This is a genomic window from Marinobacter sp. UBA2688, from assembly GCF_002352785.1.
Classification (GTDB): domain Bacteria; phylum Pseudomonadota; class Gammaproteobacteria; order Pseudomonadales; family Oleiphilaceae; genus Marinobacter; species Marinobacter salarius.
Genome location: NZ_DELU01000031.1, coordinates 1 through 17121 on the forward strand (window position 1 = coordinate 1; position 17121 = coordinate 17121).

At 55.6% G+C, this 17121-nt stretch carries 14 protein-coding genes; 6 read left to right on the forward strand and 8 right to left on the reverse strand.

The features are described 5' to 3' along the window. Nucleotides 1-246 precede the first annotated feature (246 nt). The 4 genes from pssA to B3M52_RS19145 all read right to left on the reverse strand — a co-directional run bounded on the left by pssA (nt 247) and on the right by B3M52_RS19145 (nt 4486). Complete coding sequence (pssA, locus tag B3M52_RS19130; protein ID WP_036203693.1) at nt 247-1098, reverse strand: CDP-diacylglycerol--serine O-phosphatidyltransferase; 852 nt, start codon at nt 1096-1098, stop codon at nt 247-249. Between the two features lie 90 nt (nt 1099-1188). Beyond that, complete coding sequence (gene ilvC, locus B3M52_RS19135) at nt 1189-2205, reverse strand: ketol-acid reductoisomerase (RefSeq protein WP_007155057.1); 1017 nt, start codon at nt 2203-2205, stop codon at nt 1189-1191. 68 nt (nt 2206-2273) lie between these two features. Further along, a complete protein-coding gene (gene ilvN, locus B3M52_RS19140) occupies nt 2274-2765 on the reverse strand; it encodes an acetolactate synthase small subunit (RefSeq protein ID WP_007155058.1) in 492 nt (163 codons plus the stop codon). 2 nt (nt 2766-2767) lie between these two features. Next, nucleotides 2768-4486, reverse strand: a complete 1719-nt coding sequence (locus B3M52_RS19145) for an acetolactate synthase 3 large subunit (RefSeq protein WP_075195695.1) — start codon at nt 4484-4486, stop codon at nt 2768-2770. 498 nt (nt 4487-4984) lie between these two features. Between B3M52_RS19145 and B3M52_RS19150 the strand changes: the two genes are divergently transcribed. Then, nucleotides 4985-5443 (forward strand): DUF4124 domain-containing protein, encoded by a 459-nt coding sequence (locus B3M52_RS19150; RefSeq protein WP_036205671.1) that lies wholly within the window; start codon nt 4985-4987, stop codon nt 5441-5443. Nucleotides 5444-5510: 67 nt separating this feature from the next. Here the strand turns inward: B3M52_RS19150 and clpB are convergent, their stop codons facing one another. The 3 genes from clpB to rluD all read right to left on the reverse strand — a co-directional run bounded on the left by clpB (nt 5511) and on the right by rluD (nt 9941). After that, nucleotides 5511-8087: an ATP-dependent chaperone ClpB gene (gene clpB, locus B3M52_RS19155; protein ID WP_036203689.1), complete on the reverse strand. Its 2577-nt coding sequence runs from the start codon at nt 8085-8087 to the stop codon at nt 5511-5513. A gap of 143 nt (nt 8088-8230) precedes the next feature. Continuing rightward, entirely contained in the window at nt 8231-8974 is a 744-nt protein-coding gene (pgeF, locus tag B3M52_RS19160; RefSeq protein WP_075195694.1) for a peptidoglycan editing factor PgeF, read from the reverse strand. Next, nucleotides 8964-9941 (reverse strand): 23S rRNA pseudouridine(1911/1915/1917) synthase RluD, encoded by a 978-nt coding sequence (gene rluD / locus B3M52_RS19165; RefSeq protein ID WP_036203682.1) that lies wholly within the window; start codon nt 9939-9941, stop codon nt 8964-8966. The genes pgeF and rluD overlap by 11 nt, the downstream gene beginning before the upstream one ends. A 136-nt stretch (nt 9942-10077) precedes the next feature. Between rluD and B3M52_RS19170 the strand changes: the two genes are divergently transcribed. Next, complete coding sequence (locus tag B3M52_RS19170) at nt 10078-10914, forward strand: outer membrane protein assembly factor BamD (protein WP_041336829.1); 837 nt, start codon at nt 10078-10080, stop codon at nt 10912-10914. 44 nt (nt 10915-10958) lie between these two features. Here B3M52_RS19170 and B3M52_RS19175 read toward each other — a convergent pair whose 3' ends face one another. Next, a complete protein-coding gene (locus tag B3M52_RS19175) occupies nt 10959-12611 on the reverse strand; it encodes an NAD+ synthase (protein WP_075195693.1) in 1653 nt (550 codons plus the stop codon). A gap of 85 nt (nt 12612-12696) precedes the next feature. On the opposite strand from B3M52_RS19175, the gene B3M52_RS19180 reads away from it, so the two are divergent. The 4 genes from B3M52_RS19180 to B3M52_RS19195 all read left to right on the forward strand — a co-directional run bounded on the left by B3M52_RS19180 (nt 12697) and on the right by B3M52_RS19195 (nt 17121). Next, a complete protein-coding gene (locus B3M52_RS19180) occupies nt 12697-14343 on the forward strand; it encodes a sensor histidine kinase (protein WP_075195692.1) in 1647 nt (548 codons plus the stop codon). 53 nt (nt 14344-14396) lie between these two features. Continuing rightward, nucleotides 14397-15785 (forward strand): sigma-54-dependent transcriptional regulator, encoded by a 1389-nt coding sequence (locus B3M52_RS19185; protein WP_075195691.1) that lies wholly within the window; start codon nt 14397-14399, stop codon nt 15783-15785. A gap of 121 nt (nt 15786-15906) precedes the next feature. Next, the gene (locus B3M52_RS19190) at nt 15907-16479 is read left to right on the forward strand and encodes a GspH/FimT family pseudopilin (RefSeq protein ID WP_169052462.1); all 573 of its coding nucleotides are present in this window, start codon (nt 15907-15909) and stop codon (nt 16477-16479) included. 156 nt (nt 16480-16635) lie between these two features. After that, entirely contained in the window at nt 16636-17121 is a 486-nt protein-coding gene (locus tag B3M52_RS19195) for a GspH/FimT family pseudopilin (protein WP_083637211.1), read from the forward strand.

The following is a 17121-nucleotide window of genomic DNA, read 5'->3' on the forward strand; positions in this document are numbered from 1 at the left end:
TCGAATCGCTGCCTTGTCAACCGTTTATTTTGACTTCGGTTTTAAACCGAAAAACTGCCAATAAATTCAAATGGTTGCCTTTCAATTCCTGGTCCGCCTCGGTGGCGTTCCCCTCGAAAGAGATGCGCATTCTACAGAGCCCTGAGAATGTGTCAACGAGGTTAATCAATTAATTTTACTCTGTTTCGGTTACCCCCTATAACGCTGATCAAACCGCAATCAGAACGTTCATTTTTCAGGCCGAAATTACGCCGACTCGCCTGCCGAGCGGCGCGATTTTCTAAACAGTGCAAAAACCGGCCCCGACAACGCATAGATAAGGAACCCGCTAAACAGGACTGTTGCCGGATCAAGCGCGACAACCACAAACATCAGCACCACCAGGAGTATTGCAGCGAACGGCACCCGCCCCCGCATATCCAAGTCCTTGAAACTCTTATAGAGAATGTTGCTGACCATCAACACACCACAACCGCCAACGACGATGATCGTCATGAGGGTTAGCCAACTGGCCGGCTCCATCGCATGAAAACACCACACTAACCCGGCAACACACGCTGCAGCCGCAGGACTGGGCAGCCCCACGAAAAACTTCTTGTCCATGGAGCCGATCTGGGTGTTGAATCGTGCCAACCGCAAAGCAGCTCCCGCCACATAGATAAAGGTAATAGCCCAACCAACCTGACCAAGACTGTTCAGCGACCAGAAGAACGCCACCATACCCGGAGCCACACCAAAGGCGACCATATCCGCGAGACTGTCGTATTCCTCGCCGAACTTACTCTGAGTATTGGTCAACCTGGCAACCCGACCGTCAAGCCCATCCAGGATCATGGATACAAAGATCGCAATCGCGGCATTGTCGAATACGCCGTTTGCGGCGGAAACGATCGCGTAGAAGCCAGAGAACAGGGAAGCCGTTGTCAGCGCATTAGGCAGCAGGTATATCCCCTTGCGACGAACCGGCGCCCCCTCTACCAACTCTTCCTCGACAACTTCGCCGGACTCAATATCATGTTCATGACCAGAGGCGTCTGACCGTCCCCGAACATCTTTCTTTTCAGCCTGTGTTTCGGCCTGCTTCTTTTCATCAGTCATTCCAATCACTCCGGAAAGCATTTAGGCGGAGTATATACGAAAAACGCGGCCACCCGGGCCGCGTTTTCCAAACCAGTCCGAGGTACCGGATCAGTTTTTGTCTTTGTCCACGATCTTGTTCGCGGAGATCCAGGGCATCATGGAGCGCAGTTTTTCGCCAACGGTCTCAATCTGATGCTCGGCATTAATGCGGCGACGGGCCGTCATGGACGGGTAGTTGCTGCTGCCTTCCTGAATAAACATCTTGGCGTATTCACCGGTCTGGATGCGCTTCAAGGCATTGCGCATAGCTTCGCGGGATTGCTCGTTGATGATCTCCGGACCAGTCACGTACTCACCATACTCCGCGTTGTTGGAGATGGAGTAGTTCATGTTGGCAATACCGCCCTCGTACATCAGGTCAACAATCAGCTTCAGCTCGTGCAGACACTCGAAGTACGCCATTTCAGGCTCGTAACCGGCATCCACGAGTGTTTCGAAGGCCGCCTTTACCAGCTCAACGGTACCACCACAGAGAACAGCCTGCTCACCAAACAGATCGGTTTCAGTCTCATCCTTGAAGGTGGTTTCGATGATGCCGGTGCGGCCGCCACCGATACCGCTGGCGTACGAGAGCGCCAGGTTCTTGGCGTTGCCGGAAGCATCCTGGAAGATGGCAATCAGATCAGGGATACCGCCGCCACGGGTAAATTCGGTGCGCACAGTGTGGCCCGGCGCTTTCGGGGCAATCATGATCACATCCAGATCTTTGCGCGGCACGATCTGGTTGTAGTGGATCGCAAAACCGTGGGCAAACGCCAGAGTGGCGCCCTGCTTCAGATTCGGCTCGATCTCTGCGTTATACAGTTGGGCCTGGAACTCGTCCGGCGTCAGAACCATAACGACATCCGCTGCGGCAACTGCTGCGGGAACGTCACTGGTTTTGAGGCCATAGGCTTCCGCCTTGGCAATGGAAGAAGAACCTGGGCGCAGACCAACCGTTACATCCACACCGGACTCTTTCAGGTTGCATGCATGCGCGTGCCCCTGTGAGCCAAAACCGATGATGGCAACTTTCTTGCCCTGAATGATGGAAAGATCACAATCCTTATCGTAATAAACCTGCATGGAAAACCTCTATAATATTGTATTGGCCTTTTGGGGGCCGTCATTGTACAGAATGATGTCAGTGCCTGTTACAGGCTTAATACCTTTTCACCACGGGCGATGCCCGAAACCCCGCTGCGAACAACCTCAAGCACGCCCGAGGTACCCACCGCCTGAATAAAGCCGTCCAGTTTTTCACTGGCACCGGCCAACTGAACGGTATAGACCGAGCTGGTAACATCCACGATCTGGCCACGGAAGATATCAACCGTACGCTTGATCTCGGCACGCTGGGACCCAGTGGCCTTGAGCTTGACCAGCATCAGCTCACGCTCGATGTGGGAGCCTTCCGTCAGATCCACCAGCTTGACCACTTCAATCAGCTTGTTGAGCTGCTTGGTGATCTGCTCGATGACTTTGTCCGAGCCTGTGGTTGTTACCGTCAGGCGCGACAGGGTTTCGTCCTCGGTCGGCGCCACCGTCAACGTTTCAATGTTGTAGTTACGCTGCGAGAACAGACCAACAACACGGGACAGTGCACCGGGCTCGTTTTCAAGCAAAACAGAAATGATTCGACGCATGATCAGACCCTCTCCGTCTTGCTGAGCCACATGTCCTTCATTGAACCACGGGCCACCTGCATCGGGTAGACGTGTTCAAAACGGTCCACGTAGATATCAACGAAAACCAGCCGGTCTTTCATCGCCAGCACTTCTTTGAGCTTTGGCACCAGATCTTCCTTTCGGTCGATTCGGACACCAACGTGACCATAGGCCTCTGCCAGTTTGATGAAGTCCGGCAGGGACTCCATGTAGGACTGGGAGTGACGGGACTCGTAGTTCATGTCCTGCCACTGCTTGACCATACCAAGGGCCTGGTTATTCAGATTGATGATCTTTACTGGAATATCGTACTGACTACAGGTCGACAGCTCCTGGATATTCATCTGGATACTGCCTTCACCGGTAATGCAAAGCACCTCGTCATCGGGGAAGTTCAACTTGACCCCCATAGCCGCTGGCAGGCCGAAGCCCATGGTGCCAAGGCCGCCGGAGTTGATCCAGCGATTGGGTTTATCAAACTTGTAGTACTGGGCTGCAAACATCTGGTGCTGACCCACATCGGAGGTCACAAAGGCTTCACCATTGGTAAGCTTCCAGAGCGCCTCCACCACTTCCTGAGGCTTGATGACATCCGGGCTGGTCTCGTAACGCATGCCATGGAATGCCCGCCACTCTTCAATCTGCTTCCACCAGGCAGCAATTGCATCGGCGTCAGGCTTTTCCTTGCTCTCTTTGACGAGAGTGATCATTTCCTTAAGCACCGCATCCACCGGGCCAACAATGGGAACATCCGCATCAATGGTTTTGGAGATGGAGGCCGGGTCGATATCGATATGGACAATGCGGGCACCGGGACAGAATTTTTCTGTCGCGTTGGTCACCCGGTCATCGAATCGCGCCCCCACACAGAGGATAAGATCCGAATGATGCATGGCCATGTTGGATTCGTAGGTGCCATGCATACCCAGCCAGCCGATGTGCTGAGTATCGGAGGCCGGATAACACCCAATGCCCATCAGAGTGTTGGTAATCGGATAACCCAACATCCTGACCAACTCGGTCAGCTGATCCGTGGCTTTGCCGAGGATGACACCGCCGCCCGCATAAATAATGGGACGCTTGGCTGCCATGAGCATATCGACGGCTTTCTTGATCTGCCCAGCGTGGCCACGAATGGCCGGATTGTACGAACGGAGCTTGACCTTCTTGGGAAAGACATACTCGTAGCGCTCGTTTGGCGTTGTCATATCTTTCGGGATATCAACAACAACCGGTCCGGGACGACCTGTCGAGGCAATGTAATAGGCCTTGCGAACGATCTCGGGGATCTCTTCCGGATGACGGACACTCAGGTTGTGTTTCACGACAGGACGGGAGACACCGATCATATCGGTCTCCTGGAATGCATCTTCACCAATCAGAGTCGATGCAACCTGACCGCACAGGACCACCATCGGGATGGAATCCATGAAGGCAGTGGCAATGCCAGTGATGGTGTTGGTGGCTCCAGGACCCGAGGTTACCAGAACGGTGCCCGGTAATCCGGTAGCACGGGCATAACCGTCGGCCATGTGGACCGCAGCCTGCTCGTGACGCACCAGAATGTGCTTGACTTTGTCCTGCCTGAACAGCGCGTCATAAATATGCAACGCTGCACCACCCGGATAGCCATATATGTATTCGACCCCCTCATCTTGCAGGGACCGGATCAGCATATCGGCGCCAGACAATAACTCCACGATGTTCTACCCTCTTCTACGAGTGAATGAGCCGGGAAACGTCCCGGTTGCCTGGATGTCCGGACATCATGCTTCTTGTGAAAGCTGAACCGGATACTCCGCCACACCAGCTATTAAGAGGTTGTCTCCTGGCCAGCCGCCCTCCTGAGGGTTGCGGAGAACGGCCAATCAACGGGTTGCACGTAAGCAACAACCAGTCCGCGACCTGCGCGGGGCATTCAGTGTGGTAATTAACGGGGGATACTCGCTCGGGATTGCCTGCCGTATTGACCCCAGTCTTCAGGCAATCGGTAATTTTGACAGCGCTAAACTCCCTGTCAATAGCGGCGGCTGTTTTCTCTGCCCGTACCCACCGAAGGTCTGCCATACTTTGTGCAACTATTTGAACCAGATTGAAGAAACTTGCCTTTACAAATGGCATGATAAACATAGGCTAACATAGAGACGGGGCCGCTACGGGCGGAACTTCGACAAGGCTAACGCGGAATGAGCAACGGCATGAACAGAAAAACCCTCACCCTGGCAGTACTTCTGGCTGCGACACCATCAATGGCTTTCGCGGCTTCCGTGTATAAATGGACCGACGAAGACGGGGTTACGCACTTTGGCGATCGGCAGCCAACCGGACAGCAGGCGGAGTCCGTCAATATTCGCACCGGCAAATCCTCCGGAGGCAACCGGATGAGCCCGCAGGAACAATTGGAACAGCTCGAAACCCAGAAAGCCAAAGAAAGCGAGAAGCGCCAGGAAAGCGCCGTAGAGGAAGCGCGGCGCAAACAACGGGAAGCCAACTGCGAAACCGCACGCACCAATCTTAAGCTAATTCAGCAGAACAGCAGGATCCGTATAGAAGAGGAAGGGGAACTGCGGTATCTGACCCCCGAAGAAATCGAGGAGCAGAAACAGCAGTTTGAGAAAATCGCAGAGGAAAACTGCGGCGAACCTGCCGAAGGTTAATGCAAGAGACACTCTGGTTGGATCCGGACGAGGGAGAGCACAATGCTCCGCCTCGTCGCTCCTGACATTACGCTTTCAAGAACTCCAAACCATGATCTTTGACCGACCCACGAATGGTATCACCGGGCAGGAAGTCCCCTTGCAATAACCTCTGGGCCAGCGGATTCTCAATCATCCGCTGAATGGCCCGCTTCAATGGACGAGCACCGTAAACGGGGTCGTAGCCAACTTCCGCCAGCAACTCCATCGCTGCGTCGTCCAGCATCAACGACATATCCTGCTCTTTCAGGCGCTTGCCCAGAGCATTAATCTGAATCCGGGCAATGCCCTGAATCTGGCTTTCAGCCAGCGGATGAAACACCACCACCTCATCCACCCGGTTAATGAACTCTGGCCTGAAGTGAGTACCCACTACGTCCATAACGTCCTTCTTCATGGACTCGTAGTTTTCCTCACCCGCTTTCTGCTGAATGATGTCCGACCCCAGGTTTGAGGTCATCACGATGACGGTATTGCGAAAATCCACCGTTCTACCCTGACCATCTGTCAGGCGCCCATCCTCAAGAACCTGCAACAGAATATTAAATACGTCCGGGTGCGCCTTCTCAACTTCATCCAACAACAACACTGAGTAGGGCCGGCGGCGGACGGCCTCGGTCAGGTAGCCACCCTCTTCATAACCAACGTATCCCGGAGGGGCACCGATCAGCCGAGCGACGGAATGCTTCTCCATGAACTCAGACATGTCGATTCGAACCATGGCCTCCTCGGTATCAAAGAGGAACGACGCCAGGGCTTTGCAGAGCTCAGTCTTACCCACACCGGTCGGCCCCAGGAACAGGAAAGAACCATTAGGGCGGTGAGGGTCTGACAGTCCTGCACGGGACCGACGAACCGCGTTGGACACGGCCTCAACGGCTTCGTCCTGACCGATGACACGCCCATGGAGGGCTTCCTCCATTCGCATCAGCTTGTCGCGTTCGCCCTCGAGCATCTTCGAAACCGGAATACCCGTCCACTTGGACACCACTTCGGCGATTTCCTCATCGGTCACGCGGTTACGCAGCAGCTTCATCTCCATCATTTCCGCCTGGCTCGCCATATCCAGTTGGCGCTCCAGCTCCGGAATCCTGCCGTATTGCAACTCCGACATGCGCCCGAGATCGCCGGCACGGCGGGCATTTTCCAGGTCGATCCGGGCTTGTTCCAGTTGGCTCTTGATCTTCTGGGAACCATGCAGTGCCGCTTTTTCGGTATTCCAGACCTCTTCCAGGTCCGCGTACTCACGCTCGATACCGGAGATGACATCCGAGAGCTCAGAAAGCCGCTTCTTGGAGGCGGCATCGGTTTCCTTTTTCAACGCCTCCCGCTCTATTTTCAATTGGATCAAACGCCGCTCAAGGCGATCCAGCGCTTCTGGCTTGGAGTCCATCTCCATGCGGATCTGGCTTGCAGCCTCATCCACCAGATCAATGGCCTTGTCCGGCAACTGACGGTCAGCGATGTAACGATGAGACAACTTGGCCGCTGCGATGATGGCACCGTCTGTGACTTCCACGCCGTGATGAACTTCGTAGCGCTCCTTCAGGCCGCGGAGGATCGCTATGGTGTCCTCCTCGGTAGGCTCGGAGACCAATACCTTCTGGAACCGACGCTCAAGGGCCGCGTCTTTCTCAATATTCTCGCGATACTCGTCAAGGGTGGTGGCGCCCACGCAATGTAACTCCCCGCGCGACAGGGCGGGCTTGAGCATATTGCCGGCGTCCATGGAACCTTCCGCTTTACCGGCGCCGACCATGGTGTGAATTTCGTCGATGAACAGGATGATCTGCCCTTCCTGCTTGGACAACTCATTCAGCACAGATTTGAGGCGCTCTTCAAACTCACCCCGGAACTTGGCGCCCGCAATCAGCGAGCCCATATCCAAAGACAGCACGCGCTTGTTCTTGAGCCCTTCTGGCACCTCGCCGTTGACAATGCGCTGGGCAAGTCCTTCTACAATTGCGGTTTTACCCACACCGGGCTCACCAATGAGCACCGGATTGTTCTTGCGACGACGCTGCAGTACCTGAATGGTCCGACGGATTTCATCATCGCGACCAATCACCGGGTCCAATTTGCCAGCCTCGGCACGTTCGGTCAGATCAATGGTGTATTTGGAAAGCGCCTGTCGATGCTCTTCTGCAGACGCATCGTCAACCGACTCACCGCCTCTGACCTCATCGATGGCACGCTCCAATGCGGATTTGTCGACACCCTGCTCCCGCAGAACCCGCCCAAGGCTGCCCCGATCCTCTAGTGCGGCCAGCAGCAGCAATTCGCTGGAAATGAACTGGTCACCACGTTTCTGCGCCAGCTTGTCGGCAATATTGAAGAGCCGGCCCATATCGTTTGACATAGAGACATCGCCGGCAGAGCCCTGCACTTCCGGCAGGTTTTCAATCTCCCGGGCCACAGCCTGGCGTATCCGGGAAGGCTCAGCGCCCGATTGTTTCAACAGCGGCTTGATGGAGCTGCCTTCCTGGTCCATCAGCGCCTGCATCAGGTGCACGGGTTCTATAAAGTTGTGATCCCTGCCTACCGCTAGCGACTGGGCGTCGGCCAGTGCTGTCTGGAGTTTGCTGGTCAGTTTGTCGATTCTCATAATTCGGTCTTCCCAAATCTCTGTCACTGAACCGATGGGAGAATTCCATCGGCGACATTGCGTCTGCTTTGACAGTTAATGTAGGGGCGATTGGTGGGAGTTCAAGCAGACCGGACGGGAAAGTGTCAGAAAATTGACGAATGTCATGAGATGAATATCAGGCTTGCCATTCTCCCGGTTTGCCCGTCTCGACGATAGGAGAAAAAACGCTCACGATCGGTCACCGTGCAGAATTCACCACCGTAGACCTGAAGCACACCTGCCATTGCCAGCCTCTGCCGGGCAAGCTCATAGATATCCGCAAGATAATGGGTAGGATTTCGAGGGCTGGAAATGAATGCATCACCCGATTGGGAATCGCTCATCAGGAAAGCCTCCCTGACCTCGGGGCCAACCTCAAACTGCTCAGGACCAATGGCCGGCCCCAACCACGCCAGGACGGCAGCAGGATTACCCAGATACTCAACCGTTCGCTCCAGAACACCACCACACAAGCCGCGCCAGCCAGCATGGGCAGCGGCCACCTGGCCACTGGCGGGGTTACAGAAAAGCACCGGAAGACAGTCCGCTGTCATCACCACACATGCCACCCCAGGCTGGGAGGTCACACTGGCATCCGCGGTGACCGCACCCGACTGCGGCAACTCAACAACGTCAGTACCATGAACCTGGTTAAGCCAACCGAACGACTGAGCGCCGGGCTCAGCCCACTGCCCAAGCAGGGACCGATTTTTCGCAACATCATCGGGATGATCTCCCACATGCGTGCCGAGGTTCAGGGATTGCCACGGCGCCTGGCTGACCCCGCCCATTCTCGTCGTGCATGCGGCATGCACCCAAGACGGAGCGGGCCAGTCAGGGACAATCACCGGCAGTTCAGACGTCATGGTTCTCCAACTCCTTAACGTGCTTTCGAAGTGCGGCCAGCAGACCCTCGATGTCATCGGGCAGTGGTACCTCCCAAGTCAGTATCTCACCGGTTTGCGGGTGTTCCAATGTCAACTGGCGTGCATGGAGCGCCTGCCGCTGGAAACTGGCAAGCACGTCCCTCAGTTCGTCTGTTGTGCCTTTCGGCAGACGTAGCCGACCGCCATACTGAGGGTCGCCCACCAATGGATGTTTCACGTGGGCCATATGCACCCGTATCTGGTGGGTACGGCCGCTCTCCAGCTTACAGCGAACGTGGGTGTGCGCTGCGAAGCGCTCCACCAGGCGATAATGCGTTACCGCCGGCTTACCGGTGGGCACAACCGCCATTTTCTTGCGTTCACGGGGATGACGACCAATCGGTGCATCCACCGTCGAGCCTCCAGTAAGGGTGCCAACCACAATGGCTTCGTATTCCCGCCCCATGGTCCGGGTCTGCAACTGGTCGACCAGCGATGTATGAGCAATCAGGCTGCGCGCTACCACCATGATGCCGGACGTATCTTTGTCGAGACGATGCACAATCCCTGCTCTGGGCAGGTTCTCCACTTCCGGGGCATGGTTGAGCAGGGCATTGACCAGGGTGCCGTCAGCGTGGCCTGCCGCCGGGTGGACCACGAGGCCCGCAGGCTTGTTAATGACCAACAGGTGCTCGTCTTCATACACAATATCCAGGTCTATCGATTCCGCTTCCCAACTGACTTGCGCTTCCGGCTCCGCGTCCAGATCGAGCCGGTCGCCCAGCATTACCTTGTCCCGGGGCTTACAGGTTTTTCCATTGACCGTCAGTGCGCCGCTTTTGATCCAGCCCTGCAGTCGGGAGCGCGAGTGCTCCGGCATCAGTTCGGCCGCAGCCTGATCCAGGCGGCGGTCGCTGTGCTCCGGTGGAATGGAGAAGCTGGCGATAATACGGTTTTCAGATGACATTGAGCCCCCGGGGCCGGTATGAGTGTTACGTTTGAGTCAGAATTTCTGAATCCACGGCGCGTGCCACTGCACATGTGAACGGATCCCCGTTACAATGGCCGACGTTTCGAATTTTGCCATTATACGGGATTCCGGCATGAGATCAGTTGTCCGATTACTGCTAGTCACCACCGCAGCGCTATTCATCAGTGCCTGCGCATCGAACGATAAGCAGGAAGAAGTGCTGCCGGAACAAACCTATTACGAAAATGCCCGCGATGCGATGAACTCGGGCAACTTCAACGAAGCCGAGCAGAACCTCGACTATCTGGAAACCTACTACCCATTTGGCCGCTATGCGGAACAGGCCCAATTGGACCTCATTTATGCCCGCTACCAGAATCTTGACCTGGAAGGGGCCCGCGCGGCGGCAGACCGTTTTCTCAGACTGAATCCACAGAGCGATCACGCCGACTATGCGCTCTATATGCGAGGACTGGCATCCTATAATCTGGATATTGGCCTGGCTGCCCGCTACTTCCCGGTGGACGTTTCGGCAAGAGACCCCGGCGAACAGCGCCAGGCGTTCCGGGACTTTTCCGAGCTGCTGAACCGCTACCCCTCCAGCGAATACGCTCCAGATGCCCGCCAGCGCATGATTGCGATCCGCAACCGTCTGGCTGAACTGGAACTTTACGCGGCACGATATTACATCAGCCGTGAAGCTTACATCGCGGCGAACAACCGAGCTCGATACATTATCGAAAATTATTCAACGACGCCGTCCGTCGAAGAAGCCTTGATCATCCTGGCGGAAACGTTCCGTTTCATGGATCTGAAAAAAGGAGCAACGGATGCCGTGGCAATGCTGAAAGAGAACTTCCCGGACAGCGCCGCCTTCAATGAGAACGGAGAGTTCCAGCCAGACATACTCAAACGCGAGGACCGCTCCCTGTCTAGCGTGGTCACCTTCGGCCTGATGGGCGACGAATAACATTTGGCAGGGCTGCCCGAGCAATCAGGCAGCCCTACCGCAATCTACTTTCCACTTTTCCAGCCATTGGTAATCGGGTAACGCCGATCCTTACCAAACCCCCTTTCGGTAATTCTCACGCCTATCGGCGCCTGCCTGCGCTTATATTCGTTAATATCCACCAGCCGCACCACGCGATCGACATCCACCCTGTCGAACCCCTGAGCGACAATGGCATCGGCACTGAGATCCCGCTCCACGTAGAGATTGAGGATCTGATCAAGAACGTCGTATCCCGGCAGGCTATCCTCGTCTTTCTGATCCGGTGCCAGCTCTGCCGACGGCGGACGGGTAATGACCCGTTCCGGAATCACCTGCGAAACACTGTTGCGATACCAGGCGAGGCGAAAAACCAGGGTTTTGGGAACGTCCTTGAGCACATCAAAGCCGCCGGCCATATCCCCGTACAGGGTCGAGTAGCCCACCGCCATTTCACTTTTGTTGCCAGTCGTCAGCACCAGCGAACCGAACTTGTTGGACAGAGACATCAACAGAACGCCCCGCAGCCGGGCCTGCAGATTCTCCTCGGTGGTGTCAGGTTGCGTGCCCTCAAACGGGGCCGCCAATGTTTTCATAAAGGCATCGTACATCGGCTCAATGGAGAACACGTCGTATTGAACGCCCAGGGCCACGGCCTCGGCTTCCGCGTCTTCAATACTCATACCCGAGGTATAGCGAAAAGGCATCATCACCGCGCGTACCCGGTCGGCCCCCAGGGCATCCGCCGCAACAGCCAGAGTCACCGCTGAATCGATACCGCCGGAGAGCCCCAGAACAACGGATTTAAAACCATTCTTGTTGACGTAGTCCCGCACTCCCAGGACCAGGGCCTTGTAGACATTTTCCTCCAGCGACGGTTCGGCAACGGCAGGCTGCGGGATTGGCTGGCAATGATGCTCACAGACGAAGTCCACCGGATAGAGCCCTTCGCTGAACTGTGGTGCTTCGGCTGCAAGCACCCCGGAATGGTCGTAAACCACAGAGCCACCATCAAAGACCAGTTCGTCCTGCCCGCCAATCAGATTGACGTAGACAATACTCACCCGATTCTCAAAAGCCTTGCGTTCTACCAGAGCCTTTCGCCGCACCTGCTTGTCAATATCGTAGGGTGATGCATTGAGGTTGACGACCAGTCTGGCGCCTGCCGCGGCAGCGTCTTCCACCGGCCCCTCGCTCCAAATGTCCTCACAGATGGTAATGCCCACTGGCACCCCTTTGATATCCATGACCAGAGTATCCACGCCATTGGCAAAATAGCGCTTCTCGTCGAAAACCTGATAATTGGGAGGAAACCGCTTGAAGTAGCGACCGGTTATATTTCCCAGCTCAATGGCGACCGCAGCGTTGTAAAGTAGAGCGCCCTCCCGTATCGGAGCCCCCACGATGATGGCGGGGCCCAGATGCTCCCCGCGCAAGGTTTCCAGCGCGTCTGCAACGCGCACATCCATACTGGGTCTTAATAAAAGGTCTTCCGGTGGGTAACCGGTAAGACACAACTCCGGGAACACAACCAGATCCGCCTGATGCTCCTGTTCCGCGCGTCGGGTCGCCTCAATCACCTTTTGGGTATTGCCAGGGATATCGCCCACCAGAAAATCGAGTTGGGCCATCACTACCCGAAGTTTTCCGGGCCCCTGACCATCCTTTTGCACGGACATAACGCAGCTCCTGTAACTCATTGCCATTAAAAGGCTATTATAACCCCGCAAGACATCAGAATTCTCGCGGGATATCCACTGGACGATGGCGCAACCAACCACTCCTGATCAGCAGCCCATTACCGATACACCACCCTCAAACCAGAGGGGCCGGCTGTTTCGGGTCTATAACCACTACCGTGTAGTCGTCAGCGTTATACTGGTGGCGTTGCTGTTTGTGGACCCTATAAACTTCGACTCCCGCTTCCGGGCAATGGATTATTACCAGGCCGGGGTGGTCTGCTATCTCGCCATCAATGGCTTCATTGCCCTGACAATGCTGGCAGGGTTTCAGCCCAGAAGCCGCCATATCACAGTATCCATATTGATGGACATCCTGCTCCTGCATGGACTCCTGATTGCCAGCACCGGCATTACCAATGGCCTGGCGAATCTGGTTATCGTTTCCGTGGCTGCAGGCAACATACTTACCCCTACCAGGATCGGCACCTTCTACGCGGCGTTGGGTGCTATCTGTTCTCTGGGCATCTCGGCCTGGTCCGTGCTGGTGTTTGATGACTCCGCCGATGAAATTGTTCGCGCTGGCTCCCTGGGCATTCTCTATTTTGCCGCAGCGTTCATCCTCCAATACATATCCCGGCGCATGCTGCGAAGCGAAGCGCTTGCCAGTTCCCGAGCCCGCAGCATTGCCGAACTGGAGCAGATCAATCGCCAGATTATCCAGCGCATGAGAACCGGCATACTTGTTCTCGACCGGTTCGGGCGAATCCGCCTGGCTAATGCTGCTGCGGAAGAATTGCTGTTTGGCACTGCCACCGAGGACTCGAAATTACCCAGCCGGGGACGAAATCTGCCACGGCCGCTCCGAAGAGGCCTCGATGCCTGGCTGAAAGACCCTGCCCGCAGAACAGAACCTTTCCAGGCTACACAAACCTCGCCCGTGGTACAGGCCAATTTCACTCAGCTCGATCAGCAGCGCGGCGACCAGATCCTGGTATTTATCGATGACATGAGCAGGGTGACGCAACAGGCCCAGCAAATGAAGCTGGCGTCCCTGGGGCGGCTGACCGCAGGTATTGCCCATGAAATTCGGAACCCGCTGGGGGCCATCAGCCACGCGTCCCAATTGATGAACGAATCCCCCAACCTGGATGAGGGGGATCGCAAAATGCTGGACATCATCGAACGGCATTCCCGACGGGTTAACGGCATCATCGAAAATGTGCTTGACCTGTCGAGACGACGCGCTGCCGACACCGACCTCATTGACGTCGACAAATGGTTATCCGCGTTCCGCGACGATTACCTGCAAACCCAGAGTAACGAACACCAGAAATCCGACGAGATTCTGCTTCGCACCGAACGCAACCTACCCCTGGCGCGCTTTGATGTCAGCCAGATTGAACAAGTGATGGTCAACCTCTGTGACAATGGCCTCCGGTATAGTAAACAGACGACCGGCGAACGGCGCATAGAACTGTATGCAGGTGTGGCCGCCGATGGCGAGCGCGCCTACGTGGATGTTCGCGATTTCGGCCCGGGCATCGCTCCGGAGCACCGCGTGTCTGTTTTTGAACCTTTTTTCACAACCGACAAGAGTGGGACGGGACTCGGCCTTTATCTGGCTCGAGAACTGTGCGAGGCTAATCAGGCTCACCTGTCCCTGGTAGAGGACAACCAGCCCGGCTGTTGTTTCCGCATTACATTCGCCCACCATGGACGGATGATCTAACAAATCCGGAAGCCCGGTAGTCTGAATAACGACATGGAACCGATAACAATCCAATGACCACTCATACCGCCCTGATCGTAGACGACGAACCCGATATCCGGGACCTTCTGGAAATCACACTCAGCCGTATGGGAATAACAACCCTGACCGCGCCAGACATCACCTGCGCGAAGAAGCTTCTGGGTGAACACAAACCACAACTCTGCCTGACAGACATGAACCTGCCCGATGGCAACGGCATCGAGCTTGTGCAGTGGATACAGCAGAATACGCCCTGTACCCCTGTGGCTGTAATCACGGCCTACGGCAACATGGATACGGCCATTGAATCCCTGAAGGCCGGTGCCTTCGATTTTGTGTCCAAGCCGGTTGAGCTTCCGCGGCTTCGGGAGTTGGTCAACAGTGCTCTCCGGTTGTCGGAGGCCGAAGCCAACACTCAGGACACTGACGATGAACCGGGTCTGTTACTCGGCAAATCAACAGAAATTCAAAAACTCCGAAGCCAAACTCGGAAACTGGCCAGAAGCCAAGCACCCGTTTTCATCAGCGGGGAATCGGGTAGCGGTAAAGAACTGGTCGCAAGAATGATTCATTTGCAGGGTCCTCGCCGCGACGGTCCCTTTATAGCTGTCAACTGTGGAGCCATCCCCTCTGAACTGATGGAGAGTGAATTTTTTGGGCACAAAAAGGGCAGCTTTACCGGGGCCGTTGAAAACAAAGACGGCCTGTTTCGATCTGCCAACGGTGGCACTTTGTTTCTGGACGAAGTTGCTGACCTGCCTCTGGCAATGCAGGTAAAACTCCTGAGGGCAATTCAGGAAAAGGCTGTCCGCCCGGTTGGCGATACCAAGGAAGTTCCGGTGGATATCCGGGTACTCAGCGCGACCCATAAGAACCTTCCAGATCTGGTTCAGGAAGGCATTTTTCGGCAAGACCTTTTCTACCGGATCAACGTCATTGAACTGGCTGTGCCTCCTTTGCGGGAACGACCAGACGACATTTCCTTGCTTGCTCGCCACATTCTCGAAAGAATCGGTAAAGAATATGAATGCGAACCCGCCTCGCTAACCCAGGGCGCCATCGGGCGGCTCAAACAGTACGATTTCCCGGGCAACGTAAGGGAACTCGAAAATGTTCTGGAGCGCGCCTTTACGCTTTGCGATGCCGATCAAATTGATGCCGGCGATCTGCACCTGGGAAATGGTGTACAGACGGCGTCGTCCCCCACCCAGGTTATCGCGGAAGGCGAGGCCAACGATGACGAGACTGCCCCGGTGCCCGATGGCGAGATTGACCTGGAAAACTACCTGGAGAACATAGAGAGACAAGCCATCGAGAAGGCTCTGGAAGCCACCCGATGGAATAAAACGGCGGCCGCTAAGCGTCTGGGAATCAGCTTTCGAGCGCTTCGGTACCGCCTCAAGAAGCTGGGAATGGAGTGAACGGTATCTCAGAATTCTCTCGTCGGTAACCACCGTTCATTGATATACGGTAGAATTCATGTCGCTTTTCTACAGGATGTAAAAAAGCGCCCAGACCAAACCACCAACATGGATGTTGACTATGCGATACCTTGCCCGAACCAGGGGCTTCACCCTGGTTGAACTTATTCTCACGCTCGCGCTGGTCGCAATGCTCGCCGGAATTGCCAGCACCTCCTGGACTCGGCTTATCTCCTCAACGCGCCACACCGATGTGATCAACGACACTCGCCGGATGTTTGCCGTCGCACGATCCTACGCCGTCCACCAGAAAACCCTGACCACCGTGTGCCCGCTGTCTCCCGCGCTGAGGTGTACCGATGACTGGAATAACGCCGTCTCCGTCTTTCCAGACAGAAACAACGACAAGCGACCGGATGCGGGAAAAGTCCACCGGGTGTTCACGCTCACGAGGGGGCAGTCCAGCCTCTATTCCCGAACAGCCGGAAGAGGCTACTTCCAGCTATCTGCCAAAGGTATGAGTCACGGCACCATGGGAAGCCTTGTCGCGTGTTCTGCATCAACCAACGGAAGATTTGACATGAGTTACCTGGCCCTCAATATTGGCGGCCGCATTCGGACACTCCATGACGAAGACGGGGATGGGGAAATCAGACTTCCCTGGGGAACGATCATCACCTGCCCTGGCCCATGAACAAAGGCCCGATGGTTGCCCCCAGAGTGTGACCGAAACCTCATCTTCAGCCGCCGAATACCGCCCATACCGGATGTTCGACCGTTCATCGAATAGGCGATGCATATCTATGGCGCCTTTGGTTTACTAACCTGAGGCTTACCAACGGAATTTGGCATGTTGAAGAGAACCGCAGGTTTCACGCTCATAGAACTACTCATCACGATGGTCATTCTCGCGATCATTGCGACTGTTGCGCTCCCCGGCTTTGGCAGGCTGATAGAAAGCAATCGGCTGGTAACCGGCACGAACTTGCTGGTGTCATCCATTAAACTTGCAAGAACAGAAGCCATCAAACGCGGCACAAACGTCACGTTCAGTACCGATGGTGGCCTGGGGGGCGGTTGGTGTGTGCACGAAGGCGATGACGCCGGGGACTGCGCCAATGACCAGATTCGCGGGTTCGAGTCACCTGGTAATCTTACCTTTACTGAAAGCGTAGGCGATCTGGTGTTTGACCGGCGCGGGTTTCTTGTTCCACAAGCTGCTCAAACCTTTACCGTCGCTCCGGTCGGCTGTGCCAGTGGTGACATATCCTTCCGAAGGATCCGGGTAAGCCCGGTTGGACGAACCGAAGTAGATGACGGAGAAGTATGCCCGTGA